General features: G+C 62.4%; 15 protein-coding genes. 14 read left to right on the top strand and 1 reads right to left on the bottom strand.

Going from position 1 to position 16610, the window contains the following annotated elements:
- Positions 1-10 precede the first annotated feature (10 nt).
- The 14 genes from QCE63_RS29500 (at position 11) to QCE63_RS29435 (ending at position 14985) form a co-directional block, all read left to right on the top strand.
- Positions 11-1954: a branched-chain amino acid ABC transporter ATP-binding protein/permease gene (locus QCE63_RS29500; RefSeq protein WP_309838066.1), complete on the top strand. Its 1944-nt coding sequence runs from the start codon at positions 11-13 to the stop codon at positions 1952-1954.
- Positions 1955-2090: 136 nt separating this feature from the next.
- Positions 2091-2561: a type VI secretion system tube protein Hcp gene (locus tag QCE63_RS29495; RefSeq protein ID WP_309838065.1), complete on the top strand. Its 471-nt coding sequence runs from the start codon at positions 2091-2093 to the stop codon at positions 2559-2561.
- A gap of 12 nt (positions 2562-2573) precedes the next feature.
- Positions 2574-2876, top strand: coding sequence for a hypothetical protein (locus QCE63_RS29490; RefSeq protein WP_309838064.1), 303 nt, complete (start codon positions 2574-2576; stop codon positions 2874-2876).
- A 150-nt stretch (positions 2877-3026) separates the two neighbouring features.
- Complete coding sequence (locus QCE63_RS29485; RefSeq protein WP_309838063.1) at positions 3027-3407, top strand: DUF1493 family protein; 381 nt, start codon at positions 3027-3029, stop codon at positions 3405-3407.
- A gap of 73 nt (positions 3408-3480) precedes the next feature.
- A complete protein-coding gene (locus QCE63_RS29480) occupies positions 3481-3891 on the top strand; it encodes a DUF1493 family protein (RefSeq protein ID WP_309838062.1) in 411 nt (136 codons plus the stop codon).
- Positions 3888-4277 (top strand): DUF1493 family protein, encoded by a 390-nt coding sequence (locus tag QCE63_RS29475; protein ID WP_309838061.1) that lies wholly within the window; start codon positions 3888-3890, stop codon positions 4275-4277. The genes QCE63_RS29480 and QCE63_RS29475 overlap by 4 nt, the downstream gene beginning before the upstream one ends.
- A 135-nt stretch (positions 4278-4412) precedes the next feature.
- Positions 4413-5147: an ABC transporter ATP-binding protein gene (locus QCE63_RS29470; RefSeq protein ID WP_309838060.1), complete on the top strand. Its 735-nt coding sequence runs from the start codon at positions 4413-4415 to the stop codon at positions 5145-5147.
- A gap of 72 nt (positions 5148-5219) precedes the next feature.
- On the top strand, positions 5220-6056 hold the full coding sequence (locus QCE63_RS29465) for a ThiF family adenylyltransferase (RefSeq protein WP_309838059.1): 837 nt from the start codon (positions 5220-5222) through the stop codon (positions 6054-6056).
- A gap of 150 nt (positions 6057-6206) precedes the next feature.
- The gene (locus QCE63_RS29460) at positions 6207-8132 is read left to right on the top strand and encodes a potassium transporter Kup (RefSeq protein WP_309838058.1); all 1926 of its coding nucleotides are present in this window, start codon (positions 6207-6209) and stop codon (positions 8130-8132) included.
- A gap of 114 nt (positions 8133-8246) precedes the next feature.
- Positions 8247-10247 (top strand): acyl CoA:acetate/3-ketoacid CoA transferase, encoded by a 2001-nt coding sequence (locus tag QCE63_RS29455; RefSeq protein WP_309838057.1) that lies wholly within the window; start codon positions 8247-8249, stop codon positions 10245-10247.
- A 410-nt stretch (positions 10248-10657) separates the two neighbouring features.
- Positions 10658-11806, top strand: coding sequence for a hypothetical protein (locus QCE63_RS29450; protein WP_309838056.1), 1149 nt, complete (start codon positions 10658-10660; stop codon positions 11804-11806).
- 34 nt (positions 11807-11840) lie between these two features.
- Entirely contained in the window at positions 11841-12839 is a 999-nt protein-coding gene (locus QCE63_RS29445) for an SGNH/GDSL hydrolase family protein (protein ID WP_309838055.1), read from the top strand.
- Positions 12840-12857: 18 nt separating this feature from the next.
- Positions 12858-14690: a carbamoyltransferase gene (locus QCE63_RS29440; RefSeq protein WP_309838054.1), complete on the top strand. Its 1833-nt coding sequence runs from the start codon at positions 12858-12860 to the stop codon at positions 14688-14690.
- Positions 14677-14985, top strand: coding sequence for a hypothetical protein (locus tag QCE63_RS29435; protein ID WP_309838053.1), 309 nt, complete (start codon positions 14677-14679; stop codon positions 14983-14985). The genes QCE63_RS29440 and QCE63_RS29435 overlap by 14 nt, the downstream gene beginning before the upstream one ends.
- 61 nt (positions 14986-15046) lie before the next feature.
- Here QCE63_RS29435 and QCE63_RS29430 read toward each other — a convergent pair whose 3' ends face one another.
- A complete protein-coding gene (locus tag QCE63_RS29430) occupies positions 15047-16546 on the bottom strand; it encodes an amino acid permease (protein ID WP_309839317.1) in 1500 nt (499 codons plus the stop codon).
- Positions 16547-16610: the final 64 nt, after the last annotated feature.

Here is a 16610-nt window from a genome sequence, read left to right as displayed (position 1 = left end):
GGCGGCCACGATGAAAGCAAAGAACTGGATCGCAGCGCTCGTCGGCCTGGCCGCGCTGGTGGTGTTTCCGCTGGCCTCGGGCAATCCGTATTACATCCATCTCGTCGAAACCATCATGATCTACGCGATCCTGCTGTTCGGGCTCGATATCGTGGTGGGTTATACCGGCCAGGTCTCGCTGGGTCACGCGGGTCTGTTCGGCGTGGGCGCGTACACGGCGGGCGTGCTGTTCATCAAGCTCGGCATGCCGTTCTATGTGACCGCGCCGCTTTCGATCCTCGTCACGGCCGGCTTCGGCGCGATTCTCGCGTTGCCCGCGCTGCGCGTGTCCGGTCCCTATCTCGCGATGGTGACGCTCGCATTCGGCACGATCATCCAGATTCTCATCAACGAGATGGATTTCCTCACCAACGGCCCGATGGGACTCAAGATCCCGAAGCCGTCGTTCGCCGGGCATCGGCTCGATGAAGTGCAGTACTACTGGCTCGTCGCGGCGCTGCTGGTGGTGTCGCTGATCGTCGTGCACCGGGTGCTGAAGTCGCATCTGGGCCGCGCGTTCGAAGCCTTGCGCGACAGCCCGATCGCGTCCGATTGCATGGGTGTGTCGGTGTATCGCTACAAGGTTTATGCGTTTGTCATCAGCGCGGGCTTCGCGGGGCTCGCCGGTTGCCTGTACTCGTATTCGGAGCAGTACATCTCGCCGAACACCTATAACTTCGAGCTGACCATCCTGTTCCTGCTCGCCATCATCATGGGCGGACGCAAGACGCGGACGGGGGCGATCATCGGCTCGACGGTGATCGTCCTGCTGCCGAAACTGCTCGACGATATCTCGAACTTTCGCGTGGTCGCGACGGCGCTGGCGGTTATCGTCGTAGCGGGCGCCGGGTTGGCGCTGGCCCGCAAGACCACCAGCGTGCAGCGCGTGGCGGTGCCGGTCATCGGCACAGCGGGGCTTGCCGTGTTCTCGTTCTGGATCGAGGCGCTCACCGACTGGCGTCTGACGATCTTCGGTCTGATGATCCTGCTCGTCGTGTACTACCTGCAGGACGGCATTGTCGGCTTCGTGCGCAAGACGCTGAATCTCGGCCCCGTGCGCGTGACCAAGGTGGATACCGAGGAACTCGCCCACCAGACGCGCGAGGACGATGCGGTGTCGGCGGTTGCGGCCGAGGGTATGGACGCGATCCTCGACGTGCGCAGCGTGCTGATGCAGTTCAGCGGACTGAAGGCGCTGAACGACGTGAACCTGACGGTCAGGCGCGGCACAATCCACGGGCTGATCGGACCGAACGGTTCGGGCAAGAGCACGATGATGAACGTGTTGACTGGTATCTACGTGCCGACGGCGGGCGCCATCGAGTATGAGGGGCAGTCGCTTGCGGGACGCACCTCGTCGAGCATCGCGCTTTCGGGCATTGCGCGGACGTTTCAGAACGTGCAGTTGTTCGGGGAGATGACGGCGCTGGAGAACGTGCTCGTCGGACTGCATCACACGTTCAGGTCGAACCTTGCGGATGTCGGCGTGATGAGTCCGCGTTACCGGCGCGAAGAGCTTGCGGCGCGGGAGCGTGCGTTCAACATGCTGCGCTTCGTGGGACTGGAACATGTGGCCGGCGAGGAGGCGCGCAATCTTCCCTATGGCAAGCAGCGTCTCCTTGAAATCGCGCGGGCGCTGGCGCTCGATCCGCAATTGCTGCTGCTCGATGAACCGGCTGCCGGGTTGACTGCACCGGATATCCGCGAACTAGTGGCGATCATTCGCAAGGTGCGAACTCACGGCATTACGGTGGTGCTGATCGAGCATCACATGGATGTCGTAATGAGCGTGTGCGATATCGTTTCGGTGCTGGATTTCGGGCAGAAGATCGCGGAGGGGAAGCCTGCGGAGATTCAGGCGAATGAGAAAGTTATCGAGGCTTATCTGGGTGGGCAGGCGGCTGAGGCGGTTTGAAGGCGATTTCGGATATTTCGGGCTTATCAGGTCTTTGCTCTGACGATAAGCTGCCTTCACCTCGACTTATCCCGACTTCAGCGGTCAGGATATTCCGCCGCTGAGGAGCGGCTTCCTCGGTCGAGCGTGGAGATCCATGTCTGGCGATATTTTTGTAGACATCGACGGTGTCGACGGTGAGTCTCCGGACGCAATGCACCCTCGTGCCATTCAGGCCAGTTCATGGAACTGGGATATCCGTCAGAACGCCGCGAACATGTCAGGGTCGGGTGGCGGGGCAACCAAAGCCAGTGTTGGAGACCTGACGTTCATACACCAGATTGATCGCGCTTCGCCTAATCTCGCTGTCTACTGTTTCAACGGGACACGCATCAGGCAGGTCAAACTCACCTTGCGGAAAGCGGGTGGGGTGCCGTTCGAATACTTTCGAATCACGCTGGGTGAGGTAGTCATCACTCACGTGTCTCCGGCTGGTGGAGGCAGCATGGCAGTTGAGACGGTCAGCCTCTCCTTCACCACGATGAAGCAGGAGTACTTCCCGCAAAGCATCACCGGCGGTGCGATGGGCGCGGTGACGGCCGTGATCGATCTGCGGCAGTTTCGATAACGGCGGTGCGACGTGAGCTACGAAGCGCTTGTTAGCGATGGGGAGTTGTCGCGCAATCTCTATAGCTATGGTGACCTGCACGATCTCACGAAGGAGGAGCTTTATCTCTGCGTGCTGGTGGAGATCATCTGCGACCACTTCGATGTCGTTGAGGTTGCTGCTGTGTTTGCGATTGTGTTGGGCAGGCCCATGTTGAAGACGCGCCAGAAGCCGACTGGGGCATCGCCTGGAACATCGATCGCTTCTGTGATTTGCCGGGCTTTGCTCGACATCAGACTCAAGAGGAGCCTTCCCACATTAGTGGATTTCCGTTGATACGCGTCAGCTATACGGCTCACCTTGGCGCTGTGGTCGGAAGGTGGTTGCCGTGGTTTCCTATACCTGTCGCAGCTTATGACATCGTTTCAATTCAGCTGAAGACGATACTGCGCTATAACGCGCTTGTTCGTTCAGAGGACAGAATAAATGACGCAACCGGTGGCACTCTCGGCTGATCTTGAGAAGCTGATCCGCAAGCATGGATACAATCCAAAATGTACACCGTTCACGCCGGATCACAGCCTGTTAGAAGATCTTCAAATGTCGCCCGAAGCCTTAGAGGATTTCTTCGTGGAGTATTTCGAACGATTTGCTGTCGATCCAGGCGATTTCGCTTTCAATCGCTACTTTCCGTTCCAGGGAATCAGAATTCCGTTTCTGACGAAGTGGCAGTTCAAGAGTTGGGGCATTGTCGATTACCGGGTTGGAGAACCGCTAACCCTCGGAATGGTTCAGCACGCAATCGACATGGGCAGATGGGACACTGACGAACTGCGGCGCGTGGGCGAACAAGGCAAGGGCTCGTGAAATCTTGCAGCTCTCCACAGCTCGATCAAAGTGGCGTTGAGATTCGTAAGGGTAGAAATATTGGAGTCACCAAGTGCTTCATCAGCAACGGCTGCAGCAGGGCAGAATCAAGACAAAACCCTTGGCACTCTCGGCTGAGCTGGAGGCAGTCGTATTGAACCACGGCTACAAGGCAGGTCATCAGCCTCTTGTCCTCAGTGACCGTCTGGACGAAGACCTCGAAATGCTTCCAGAGTCGGCGGCGGATTTGCTTGAAGAGTATTTCGAACGCTTCACCGTCGATCTGGGCGATTACGATTTCAACCGATACTTTCCCTACCGCGGAATCAGAATTCCTTTTCTAACAAAGTGGCTGCTCAAAAGGTGGGGCGTCATCGACTATAAAGAGGCGGAGCCATTGACTTTCGCAATGCTTCAGCACGCAATCGATATGGGCAGATGGAACACTGACGAGCTACGGCGCATCAGCAACCAAAACTCTTGACTAAAAATGCAATGGCCCAACCTTTAGCACTCTCGCCTGATTTTGAGGCGCTGATTCAAAGTTACGGCTTCAACCCAAGGCGCTCGCCGTTCAAACTGAGTGACCGCCTGGAAGAAGATCTCCAGATGGCGCCGGAGGACATAGAAGACCTACTTGCGGAATACTTCGAACGCTTTTCTATCGATCCGGGCGACTTCGCGTTTAACCGATACTATCCGTTCCGTGGAATCAGAATCCCGTTTCTGACGAAGTGGCAATTCAAAAGATGGGGCATTATCGATTACCGCGTTGCAGAACCCCTGACCCTCGGCATGCTCCAGCACGCAATCGACACAGGCAGATGGGACACCGCCGCGCTGCGCCACATCCACGACCAAAGCACCTGATCCAAGCGAGGGCCGTTGCTAATAGACCAGCACACCCCCCAGGTATCTAATCGTAAAAAGCACCCCGGAAAAAAGCACCCCGGAAAAAGCACCCGCCACACAACCCGCGCCGAAGACGAACAGAGCCCGCCCACGATGCTGACCATCAACAACCTCCACGCCGGCTACGGCAAAGTCAAGGTCCTGCACGGCATCTCGCTTCACGTGCCGAAGGCAAAAGTCGTCACCCTGATCGGCTCGAACGGCGCGGGCAAGACCACGACCATGCGCGCCATCTCCGGCATGATCAAGGCCACCGACGGCGAGATCACCATGGGCGTCGGCAGCAACACCCGGCGTATCGACTCGCTGGACTCGCACCGCATCGCACGCCTGGGGCTTGCGCATTCTCCCGAAGGCCGCCGCGTCTTCGCGACGATGTCCGTCACCGACAACCTCCTGCTCGGCGCTTTCCCTCGCCTCACCTGGTCGCGTCCGAAGGGCGATGTGGACGCCGATCTCGAACGCGCGATCGAATTGTTCCCGCGCCTGAAGGAGCGTCGTCATCAACTCGCCGGCACGCTCTCCGGCGGCGAACAGCAGATGCTCGCCATGGCGCGCGCAATCATGCTGAACCCGGATCTCGTGCTGCTCGACGAACCGTCGATGGGCCTCGCGCCCATTCTCGTCGACGAAGTGTTCCGCATCATCGAGCGCCTGAAGGCGGACGGCGTCACGATGCTGCTGGTCGAGCAGTTCGCGGCGGCCGCGCTCAACGTGGCCGACTACGGCTACGTGCTGGAAAACGGCCGCGTCGCCACGCATGGCCCGGCGGAGCAGTTGCGCAACGATCCCTCGGTCAAGGCCGCCTACCTGGGCGCGAGCCACTGATCCCGGCGAACCGCACTATCATGGATGAGGCGCGCGCTTTCCGCGCTGCCTGACCTTGCGCAAGGAGCAGCCATGATCAGCGGCAAGACCACTCTCATCGCCCATCTCGGCTACCCGACCGAAGCCTTCAAGGCGCCGATGATCTACAACCCGTGGTTCGACAAACAGGGCATCGATGCCGTCGTCATGCCGATGGGCGTCAAACCGGACGATTTCGTCGCCTTCCTCCCGCAGTTGTTCAAGCTCACCAACATCCGCGGCGCGCTCGTCACGATGCCGCACAAGATCACGACCCTCGGCCTGATGGATGAAGTCAGTCCGACCGCGCGCATTGCCGGCGCGTGCAATGCCATCCTGAAGCGCCCGGACGGCACGCTGCTGGGCGATCAGTTCGACGGCGCGGGCTTCGTGCGCGGCGTCGAGCGCAAGGGGTGCAAGCTTGACGGGGCGCGCGTGCTGGTGCTGGGCAGCGGCGGCGTCGGTTCGCCGATTGCCGCCTCGCTGGCCGCCGCCGGTGTCGCCGAACTGGCGATCTTTGACATGAACACGGCATCGGTGGAAGGACTTGCGTCGCGCCTGCGCGAGCACTATCCGCAACTGACCGTGCGCACCGACACCAGGGATCCCACCGGTTTCGACGTGATCGTCAACGCGACACCGCTCGGCATGAAAGAGGGCGATCCCTTGCCGTTCGATATCGACCGTATCGCGCCTTCTACTTTCGTCGGCGAAGTGGTGATGAAATCGGAGTACACGCCGTTGCTGCGCGCGGCGATGGACAAAGGCTGCAAGGTGCAAGTAGGCACCGACATGCTGTTCGAGATGATTCCCGCCTATCTCGAGTTCTTCGGCTACGGCACGGCAAGCGCCGACGACCTGCGCGCCGTCGCGCAGATCCGCTACGCCTGAGTTGCGCTGCACGAACCCGAGCACGCACACGAACCCGAACACAAGCTCGCAACCGTTCCTATACTGCTATCGAGACGACCAGGCAGACGCTCATCCTCTGACAAATGGGCCCCGGCACGCGCGGCGGCCCGCAAAACGCAGGGAGGACTCATGGGATCGACTGCACCCGGCATACCGGCCGGCGAGCCCGACGCGCCCGGTCCGCACGGCCGCACGGCGTGGGCGGGACTCTCGCTCGCGGCGCTCGGCGTCGTGTACGGCGACATCGGCACGAGCCCGCTGTACACCCTCAAAACCGTGTTCGATCCGGCGGGCGGTCTCGCGCTGCAGCCGGCCAACGTCATCGGCATCGTCTCGCTGATCTTCTGGTCGCTCACGCTGATCGTCTCGCTCAAATACGTCACGCTGATCCTGCGCGCCAATAACCACGGCGAAGGCGGCATCATGGCGCTGCTCGCGCTCGCGGCGTCCTCGGTCGAATCGAAGAAGCGTCTCAAGCAGGCCCTATTGCTGATCGGCGTGATGGGCGCCGCGCTGTTCTATGGCGACGGCGTCATCACCCCGGCGATCTCGGTACTCAGCGCGGTGGAAGGGCTCGAAGTCGCCGCGCCGGGCCTGCAGCCCTATGTCGTGCCCGTGACCCTCGTCGCGCTGGTCGCGCTGTTCCTGATGCAGAAGCACGGCACGTCGGGCATCGGCGCCGTGTTCGGGCCGGTCATGGTGCTGTGGTTCGTGATTCTGGCCGTGTCGGGCGTCGTGAACATCGTGGCCATGCCGAAGATTCTCGCCGCGCTCGATCCGCTCGAAGGGCTCGCGTTCTGCGTGCATCATCGCTGGCTTGCGTTCGTCGCGCTCGGCGCCGTGGTGCTCTCGCTGACCGGCGCCGAAGCGCTCTATGCCGACATGGGTCACTTCGGCGCGCTGCCGATCCGCCTCACCTGGTTCGCGGTGGTCTTTCCCGCGCTCGCGCTCAATTATCTCGGTCAGGGGGCGCTGCTGATCGCGGATCCAACGGCGCTGCAGAATCCGTTCTACCGGATGTTCCCATCGTGGATGCTGTATCCGATGGTGGTGCTGTCGACCATCGCGACGGTCATCGCCTCGCAGGCGGTCATCTCCGGCACGTATTCGATGACCAAGCAGGCCATGCAACTCGGCTTCCTGCCGCGCATGAGCGTCGTGTATACATCGGCGCGGGAGATCGGCCAGATCTATGTGCCGGGCATCAACTGGACCTTGCTGCTGGCGGTAGTGGCCGCCGTGCTGGGCTTCGGCTCGTCGACGGCGCTCGGCTCCGCATACGGCATCGCCGTGACGGGCACGATGCTCATCACCACCGTGCTGACTTTCTTCGTGATCCGCTATGCATGGCATCTGAACTGGGCCCTGTGCCTCTTCGCGACCGCGTTCTTCTTCGTGATCGACGCGCTGTTCTTTTCTGCGAACCTGCTCAAGATCGCGGAGGGCGGCTGGTTTCCGGTGGTGATCGGCCTCGTGATGTTCACCATCATGGCCACCTGGGGACGCGGCGCCCAACTGATGGTGCAGGAAGCGCGCGTGCGCGCGGGCACGATGCCGCTGCAGCAGTTTCTGTCGAATCTGCATGCGCAGGCGCCGGCGCGGGTGGAGGGCACAGCGATCTTCATGTCAAACGATGCGAACGCCGTGCCGCATTCGCTGCTCAACAATCTGATGCACAACCGCGTGCTGCACGAACACACGGTCTTCCTGACCGTCGCGACCGAGCCGGTGCCGTGGGTCGAGGAAGGGCGTCGCGTCTCGTTGCAGCAACTCGGCGAGGGCTGTTTCCAGTTGACCGTGAACTATGGCTTCAAGGACGAAGTGGATCTGCCCGCCGCGCTGGAAAAGTGCCGTTCGTCGGGGCTCAAGTTCGATCGCGCGACGATCTCCTACTTCCTGTCCCGCGCCACCGTGGTGCCGACCCCGGGCCACGGCATGGCGTTATGGCGCGAGCGGCTCTTCGCGATCATGCTGCACAACGTCGGCAATGTCGCGGCTTACCTGCGCCTGCCCGCCGATCGCGTGATCGAACTGGGCGCGCGTGTCGAGATATGACGGCGGAAATCGGCTGATTCGCGGGCACCCGACACAGGCAGACACGTCCGGATCAGGTCAGACTCGACGAGGCCTGCACGCGATGCGCACCAGACACGTTAACGAGGAGACCCCATGACCGCCAGCACCACGCCGACTCGCCAGCCGTTTCCCTCCACCGCCCGGCTCGTCGAACGCGGCAAGATCGTGTCGGCGCACGAGGCCGTGCGGCTGATCCGTTCCGGCGATACCCTCGCGACGAGCGGCTTCGTCGGCATCGGCTTTGCCGAGGAAGTGGCGCTGGCGCTGGAAGAACGCTTTCGCGAAGGCGCCGAGCCCATTGCGGACCTGACGCTCGTCTACGCGGCAGGTCAGGGCGATGGCCGTAGCAAGGGCCTCAATCATCTGGCGCACGAAGGCCTGGTGAAACGCGTGATCGGCGGTCATTGGGGGCTCGTGCCGGGCTTGCAGAAGCTCGCGATCGACAACCGGATCGAAGCGTACAACCTGCCGCAAGGCGTGATTTCGCAGTTGTTCCGCGACATCGCCGCGCATCGTCCCGGTCAGCTCTCGCGCGTGGGCCTCGGCACCTTCGTCGATCCGCGTCACGGCGGCGGCAAGCTGAACGCACGCACCACCGAGGATATCGTGCGGCTCATGCCCATCGACGGCGCCGAGTACCTGTACTACCAGACCTTCCCGATCGACGTTGCCATCGTGCGCGGCACCACCGCCGATCTCAACGGCAACGTAACGATGGAAAAGGAAGCGCTGACGCTGGAAGCGCTCTCCATCGCGATGGCCGCGCGCAATTCGGGCGGCATCGTGATCGCGCAGGTCGAGCGGCTGGCGGAATCCAATACGCTCAATTCGCGTCAAGTGAAGATCCCCGGCGTGATGGTGGACTGCGTCGTGCTCGCGCGGCCCGACCATCACTGGCAAACCTTCGGCGAACCCTACAGCGCGGCCTTTTCCAGCGAACTGCGCGTGGCCGCGAGTTCGGTGCCGCCGATGCCGCTCACCGAACGCAAGATCATCGCCCGCCGCGCCGCCTTCGAATTGATGGCCAACAGCGTCGTCAATCTCGGCATCGGCATGCCGGAGGGCATTGCGAGCGTCGCGAACGAAGAGCAGGTCATCGACCTCTTCACGATGACCACGGAACCGGGCGTCATCGGCGGCATTCCGGCGGGCGGCCTCAACTTCGGCGCGGCGACCAACACGCAGGCGATCATCGACCAGCCCTATCAGTTCGATTTCTACGACGGCGGCGGTCTCGATATCGCGTTCCTCGGTCTCGCGCAGGCCGACCGCGAAGGCAATTTGAACGTCAGCAAGTTCGGCCCCAAACTGGCGGGCGCGGGGGGCTTCATCAACATCAGCCAGGCCGCAAAGAAAGTGGTGTTCGTCGGCACGTTCAATGCGGGCAAGCTGGATCTCGCGATAGAAGACGGCCGGTTGCGCATCCGTCGCGACGGCGACTGCGTCAAGTTCGTGGATGCGGTCGAGCACCGTACCTTCAGTGGCCGGTACGCGGCCGAGCGCGGCCAGACGGTGCTCTATATCACCGAACGCTGCGTGTTCGAACTGACGGAACACGGTCTGCGGCTGACGGAAGTGGCGCCGGGTGTGAATATCGAGCGGGACATCGTCGCCAGGATGGGTTTCGCGCCGCTGATGGAGCCGCCGCCGCGCCTGATGGACGAGCGCATTTTCCGCGATACGCCCATGGGTTTGCGCACGCTTCTGCTGCGGCTGGATCTGTCGGAGCGCTTCAGCTACGACGCGGAGAAAAATCTGTTCTTCATCAATTTCGAAGGACACGAAGTCCAGAATGCCAGCGACGTCGAGGCAATCCAGCGCGAAGTCGAGAAGCAGCTGAGCGGGGCGAAGACGCGTCCGCATGCCATCGTGAACTACGACAACTTCTCGATCCGTCCCGACATGCTCGACGCCTATTCGGAGATGGTGACGCGCCTCGTCAACACGCTGTACGAGCGCGTGACGCGCTACACCACCAGCAGTTTCCTGCGCCTCAAGCTGGGCGATGCGCTGAAGCGTCGCGGGCTTGCGCCGTATATCTACGAGAGTCCCGAAGAGGCGCGCGAACATGAATCCCGGCGCGCGGTGGACTGAAAGCTGTCGTTCACGCGCTTCGCGCAGCGGCCATTGCATAGCGCCTATCGGCCACGGCCGGGTGGCGCAATGCACAAAAACGGCGCTGAAAAGGCACCTTGGAAGTGCCCGGACGCCCCATCAACAGGCGCTCTGCACGATCATGATGCATCGCACCGGATCAAACGGCACGCTTTGAGCCGCTTGCGGCTTTGTGGCTTTCCGCACATCGGCCCGTCAACGCGCTGAAGAAAATGTTTTCACTCCGGAAAGCTGCGCGGGTTCGCAAACGCAAAACCGTCCGCAGTACGCGAGGAAAGCGCCGCGCAAGACCTGCGGCGCGCGCCGGATAGCACTTTTATTCTGAACCGAAACCATTGCGGTCAGGCGCAGTCGCGCCGCGCGAGGACAGTCGTCGTGAGTGCCGATTCATGCCTGGACAGTCGCATCCGGGGCTCGGCATGACGCACACGGGGGCCGAGATGAATGCGCTGGATCAGCTTGCGTGTCATGCGAATCAGTGGGTGCTGTCCGATGCGTGGTATTTCGATTCCCTCACGCATCGCTTCGTGCGCGGCGACCTCGAAATAGACGGCGATCGCATCGCACGGATTCTCGCACCGCGCGAATCCGTGCGCACCGACCGCCTCGACGCCGGCGACTTCGTCTGCGTCCCTGGCCTCATCGATGCCGACGCCGGTATCGGGCCCGGCGCATGGCGCGAACACTCGAACCTGCTTCTCACGCACGGCGTCACGACGGCCGGCTCGTTCCAGCGCGGCTTTCCCGATCCTCGCGCATTCGATGGTTGCGGAGGCCTGCGCCGGTTGATCTACGTCGAACTCGACGAGCCGCCCGAAGCCGACCTGCACGCCTCGTTCGACACGCCCGATCCGCGCTGCATGCTCCTGCCCGCCGTGGTGCCCGCGCGCATCTGGTCGGCTGCGTCGCTGCTTGCTGTGGCGTCGGCGGCCGAACGTCTGCGCAAACGTCTTTGCGTGAAGCTGTGCCCTTCGCATGACGACGAGCGCGAGTATCGCCAGACGCGCTACTTCACCGAGGTCGGGCTGCTGTCCTACCTGTCGATCCTGAGCCGCGAGACCACGCTGTTCGGTCCCGCCGACGTGTCGCGTCAGGACGCGGCGTTCATCGCGGAAACGGATGTGAATCTCGTGTGCGGCGCGCCGCTCGTGCGCTCCTCGCTGGTCGAGCACCGGCTCTGGGCGCATTGGCTCAACGCTCGCGCGCTCGCCTGTTCGTTCGATGCCGCCGCGCTGCACCGGCTCGCACAGGGCGCGGCGGAAATGAGCGCCTGTCCGGCCGCCGCGTGCGATACGTGGATCGATTCGCTCACGCACGGCGCGGCGCGTGCGCTCGGCTTGCGCGATCTCGGCTCGCTTGCCGTGGGCATGCGCGCCGACCTGTGCCTCTACGACCGGCCGCACGCATGGCAAGGCGGCGAGGGCAGTGCGGGCTTCGCGCATCTGCTTGCGACATCGAGTCCGCGTCATGTGTATGTCGATGGCGTGGCGGAAGTTGTGAACGGTGCGCGCGCCGGCGAGCTGGCCGTCGCGGGATGAGCAATGACGCCCCACGGGCGAACCGGAGAGATCGATGAATGCACGCGCAGACGCGCCCCCCTTGCACCGCCAGCTCATGCAATACGACGAGATGCTCGGCTATCGCTTCGTGCCGGGTTTGAAGCTGCGGATCCCGCATGAGGGCGTCGGCTATCTCGTCAAGACGAACGGCGCCGGCTTTCGATGCAATCACGAAGCCACGCCGCAGAAGAACCGCGCGCGCCGTGTGCTGGTCTTCGGCGATTCCTTCACGGCAGGCGACGGCGTCAGCAACGGCAAGCGCTATTCCGACGTACTGGAAGACAACCTGCCCGACACGGAAGTGCTCAACTTCGGCCTGTCCGGCAGCGGCACGGACCAGCAATACCTGGTGTATCGCGAGTTCGCGAGGAAGATCGAGTTCGATGCCGTGGTCATCAGCGTGCTGGTCGAGAACATCCAGCGCAACGTCCTGAAGCATCGCGAATGGTCGGACCGCGAGGGCGCGCCGCTCTTTGTTCCGAAGCCGTGGTTCGAGCTGTCGGAGTGTGGCGCGATCGACCTGCAGGGCGTGCCGGTACCGCTGCCGTTCCAGGGTGAAGCCGATCAGACGCCCGCGCCGGGAGGCGGCCTGTTCTCCAAGGCGCGCCAGATGGTGAACGGCATGGGACCGGAGTTCAAGGACAAGGTGCAGAAACTCACGCGCTTCCAGCCCTTGCCAGAATACGACTCGCCCGACAGCCACGCGTGGAAGCTGCTGCGCGCGATCCTGCTGCACTGGCGCGCCGAAGTGAACGTTCCGGTGCTGATCGCCGTGCTGCCGGTGTATCAGTACGTCGAGAAGACCGCGAGTTATGCGAGCGTGCGCAAGCGCTTCGACGAACTGGCGGCCGAGTGCGGCGCGCCGGTGCATCACGTCGTGGACGACTTGTGGAAGTTCGACGACGAGACGCGCCGTGGTTTCCGCTTTCGCGGCGACGTGCACATGACACCGCCCGCGCATCGGGCGGTCGGGGAAGCCCTGGCCAATCAGCTTCGAAACATCATTGGATAACCCCATCGGATAACGACAATGGCACGCTACGTACTCGGCATTTCGGCGTTTTATCACGACTCGGCGGCGGCGATTCTCAAGGACGGCGAGATCATCGCGGCCGCGCAGGAAGAGCGCTTCACGCGCAAGCGCCACGATCCGGGCTTTCCGGCGGGCGCGATCAACTACTGTCTGGAAGAGGCGGAGATCGACGGCACGGATCTGTCGGCGATTGCGTTCTATGACGATCCTGCGTTGACCGCGGACCGCATCATTCGCTCGTCGATTGCCTTTGCGCCCGAGTCGCAGGCGTTCTTCACGAAGGCGGTCAAGTCGTTCTTCGGCGTCAAGCCTTACTTCAAGGAACAGATCCGCGCGATGCTCGCGTGCGACGACGTGCCGATCTATTTCTCGCGACATCATTATTCGCATGCAGCCTCGGCGTTCTTTCCATCGCCATTCCAGGAAGCGGCGGTGCTGTGCGTGGACGGAGTCGGCGAATGGTCGACAACCAGTCTCGCGTTCGGCAGCGGCTCGAAGCTCGATATCCTGAAGGAAATCCGCTATCCGCATTCGCTGGGGCTGCTATATAGCGCCTTCACGTTCTATTGCGGCTTCAAGGTCAACAGCGGCGAATACAAGCTGATGGGCCTCGCGCCCTATGGCAAGCCGGTCTATGCCGACAAGATCCGGCAACATCTCATCGATATCAAGGCGGACGGCTCGTTCCGTCTCGATCTCGATTACTTCGACTTCCATCGCGGACTCGCGCTGACCAACGCGCGCTTCCATGAACTGTTCGGCGGACCGCCGCGCACGCCCGAATCGCGCATCACGCGACGCGAGATGGATCTTGCGGCATCCATCCAGGCCGTGACCGAGGAGGTCATGGTGAAGCTGTGCTACGGGCTCAGGCAACTCACCGGCGCGAGCAAGTTATGCCTCGCGGGCGGCGTGGCGCTCAATTGCGTCGCCAACGGCAAGATCCTGCGCGAAGGCATTGTCGACGAGCTCTGGATCCAGCCCGCTGCCGGAGACGCGGGCGGTGCCATTGGGGCCGCCTATCTCGCGGACTTCAACGTGCTCGGCGGAACGCGCCCCGAACCCGTAGCGCATGGCGATTCACAAAGCGGCAGTTTCATCGGCCCGGCGTATCGCGATGATGAAATCCTCTCCTTCATGCAGCGTCAGGGCGCGGTGTTCCATGCACTGCCAGAGGGCGAAGAGGGCGCGCAGCAGGTGGCCTCGCTGCTGGCGCAGGCGAAGATCGTCGGCATGTTCTCGGGGCGCATGGAGTTCGGCCCGCGTTCGCTGGGCGCGCGCTCCATCCTCGGCGATCCGCGCGCCGCCGATACCCAGTCGCGCATGAACCTGAAGATCAAGTTCCGTGAGTCGTTCCGGCCGTTCGCACCCATCGTGCTGAAGGCGCGCGCAGCCGACTATTTCGACATCGACGCCGACAGTCCCTACATGCTGCTCGTCGCGCCGGTGAAGGAAACGCACCGCGTCACGCCAAAGGACGCTGCGGATCCGGAGGACATGCTGGAGATCGTCAATGCGGTGCGCAGCGACGTGCCCGCGATCACGCACGTCGATTACAGCGCGCGCATCCAGACGGTGACGCAGGATGTCAATCCGCGCATGTTCGCCGTGCTGCGCGCATTCGACGAACTCACCGGCTGCCCGGTGCTCGTGAATACGTCGTTCAACGTGCGCGGCGAGCCCATCGTGTGCACGCCCGAGGACGCTTACCGCTGCTTCATGCGCACTGAGATCGACGCGCTCGTGCTGGGCAATTACATCCTCCATCGCGACGAGCAAGCGGCGGTCGAGATGGATGAATCCTGGAAGAAGGAGTATGAACTTGACTGATGCCGACCTGAACCCGTTCTTCGCCGCACGGCTTGCGGTGTTGAAGCCCGAAGTCGAAGGATTCATTCCCACGGCTTTCGACGCTGACTGTGCGTCTTATCTGCAAGATGTCTTCGAGCCTGAGCCCATCGTGAGCGAGGACGACATGATCGCTTCGCTCGTGGACATCTGGAGGCGCCAGGGGCTCGACTCGCTGGCGGCGCTCGAACCCGAATGGCGCAGTATGGCCGCGGAACTGCGCGCCACCGATGAGGAGACTCAACAGGTGCCGAACTTCATTTACGCCATGTATTGACGCTTTCGATGCGCGGAAAGATCGAGCCGCCTGCAAGGGCGGCTCTTTCACGTGCAGCGTTTCAGTGACGCGCCGGCTGGCCGTCGCGTTGATCGCGCAATCTGCTGTGACGGATGCCGTAGAAGAAATAGATGACGACGCCGATCGCCATCCACACCACAAGCCGTATCCATGTATCGGCCGGCAGTCCCGACATCAGGAACAACGAAGACAACGCGCCCAATGGCGCGACCACATACACCGCCGGCGTCCTGAACGAGCGCTTGAGCTCGGGCTGGGTGATGCGCAACACCAGCACGCCGATACAGACCACCATGAAGGCAAACAGCGTGCCGATGCTCACGAGTTCACCGACCAGCCCGATGGGCAGCAACCCCGCGAGTACCATCACGATGAGGCCGGTGATGATTGTTGTGATGTAGGGCGTCTGGAAGCGTGGGTGGATCTTCGATGCGAACGGCGGCAGCAAGCCGTCTCTCGCCATCGAGTAAAAGATGCGCGGCTGAGACAGCAGCAGCACGAGGATCACCGAGGTCAGGCCGAAGATCGCGCCGAGCTTGACGATGGGCGAGAGCCAGCGCATGCCGATGGCATCGACGCCCACCGCGATCGGGTCCGACACATTGAGCTTGTCGTAGGGCACGATGCCCGTGAGCACATAGGCGACGAGCACGTAGAGAATCGTGCAGATGGTGAGCGAGCCGAGCAGCCCGATGGGCATGTCGCGTTTCGGGTTCTTGGTCTCCTGCGCGACGCACGACACCGAATCGAAGCCGATATAGGCAAAGAACACCACCGCCGCCCCGCGCAACACGCCGCTCATGCCGAACACGCCGGATTCGCCGGTGTTGGGCGGAATGAACGCGCCGGTCGGGTTCTTCGCGGTGACCCAGTGTCCCGTGTCCACGTATGCGATGCCCGCGCCGATGAAGGCCAGCACGATCAGCACCTTGATGAGCACGATGAAGCTGTTCACGCGCGCCGACTCGCGTATGCCGAACACGAGCAGGATCGTGATCAGTCCGACGATCACCATCGCGGGTATATTGAGCACGCCGCCCGCATGGCTCCAGCCGTGCCCGGGTTCATACGAGAAGGGCGCCTGCGCGAATTGCGCGGGTATGTCGATGCCAAGCGAATGCAGGAAGCTCACGACATAGCCCGACCACCCGATCGCAACGGTCGTGGCGCCCACGGCATATTCGAGTATCAGATCCCAGCCGATGAGCCAGGCAATGAGTTCGCCCATCGTTGCGTAGGCATAGGTATAGGCGCTGCCGGATACCGGCACCGTGGATGCCATCTCGGCGTAACACAGTCCCGCCAGTGCACAGACGATCGCTCCGAGCACGAAGGATAGAATGATCGCCGGGCCGGCATTGGTAGCGGCGGCATGGCCCGTCAGCACGAAAATCCCCGCGCCGATGATGCAGCCTATGCCCAGCATCACGACATCCAGCGAACTGAGCGAACGTTTCAGCGCGTGGCCGCCGTGTTCCTGCAGGGCGTCGTCGGTCGCGTCGGCTTCGTCCTGCAGCGTAGCGATGGATTTTCTTTGCATGACGGTCACGATCGCCTCCTGTGCGGCGGCAGGGCGGCCGCGCCACCTGGCACGGCGAAGGCTG

The organism is Caballeronia sp. LZ065 (assembly GCF_031450975.1).
Classification (GTDB): Bacteria; Pseudomonadota; Gammaproteobacteria; order Burkholderiales; family Burkholderiaceae; genus Caballeronia.
This window is presented reverse-complemented; position numbering and strand designations above follow the sequence as displayed.

Coding starts and splice junctions, on each gene's coding strand:
- QCE63_RS29450 (WP_309838056.1), top strand. CDS start 10,658: ATGCCTGGACAGTCGCATCCGGGGCTCGGCATGACGCACACGGGGGCC.
- QCE63_RS29465 (WP_309838059.1), top strand. CDS start 5,220: ATGATCAGCGGCAAGACCACTCTCATCGCCCATCTCGGCTACCCGACC.
- QCE63_RS29455 (WP_309838057.1), top strand. CDS start 8,247: ATGACCGCCAGCACCACGCCGACTCGCCAGCCGTTTCCCTCCACCGCC.
- QCE63_RS29500 (WP_309838066.1), top strand. CDS start 11: ATGAAAGCAAAGAACTGGATCGCAGCGCTCGTCGGCCTGGCCGCGCTG.
- QCE63_RS29430 (WP_309839317.1), bottom strand. CDS start 16,546: ATGCAAAGAAAATCCATCGCTACGCTGCAGGACGAAGCCGACGCGACC.
- QCE63_RS29460 (WP_309838058.1), top strand. CDS start 6,207: ATGGGATCGACTGCACCCGGCATACCGGCCGGCGAGCCCGACGCGCCC.
- QCE63_RS29440 (WP_309838054.1), top strand. CDS start 12,858: ATGGCACGCTACGTACTCGGCATTTCGGCGTTTTATCACGACTCGGCG.
- QCE63_RS29470 (WP_309838060.1), top strand. CDS start 4,413: ATGCTGACCATCAACAACCTCCACGCCGGCTACGGCAAAGTCAAGGTC.
- QCE63_RS29485 (WP_309838063.1), top strand. CDS start 3,027: ATGACGCAACCGGTGGCACTCTCGGCTGATCTTGAGAAGCTGATCCGC.
- QCE63_RS29495 (WP_309838065.1), top strand. CDS start 2,091: ATGTCTGGCGATATTTTTGTAGACATCGACGGTGTCGACGGTGAGTCT.
- QCE63_RS29435 (WP_309838053.1), top strand. CDS start 14,677: ATGAACTTGACTGATGCCGACCTGAACCCGTTCTTCGCCGCACGGCTT.
- QCE63_RS29445 (WP_309838055.1), top strand. CDS start 11,841: ATGAATGCACGCGCAGACGCGCCCCCCTTGCACCGCCAGCTCATGCAA.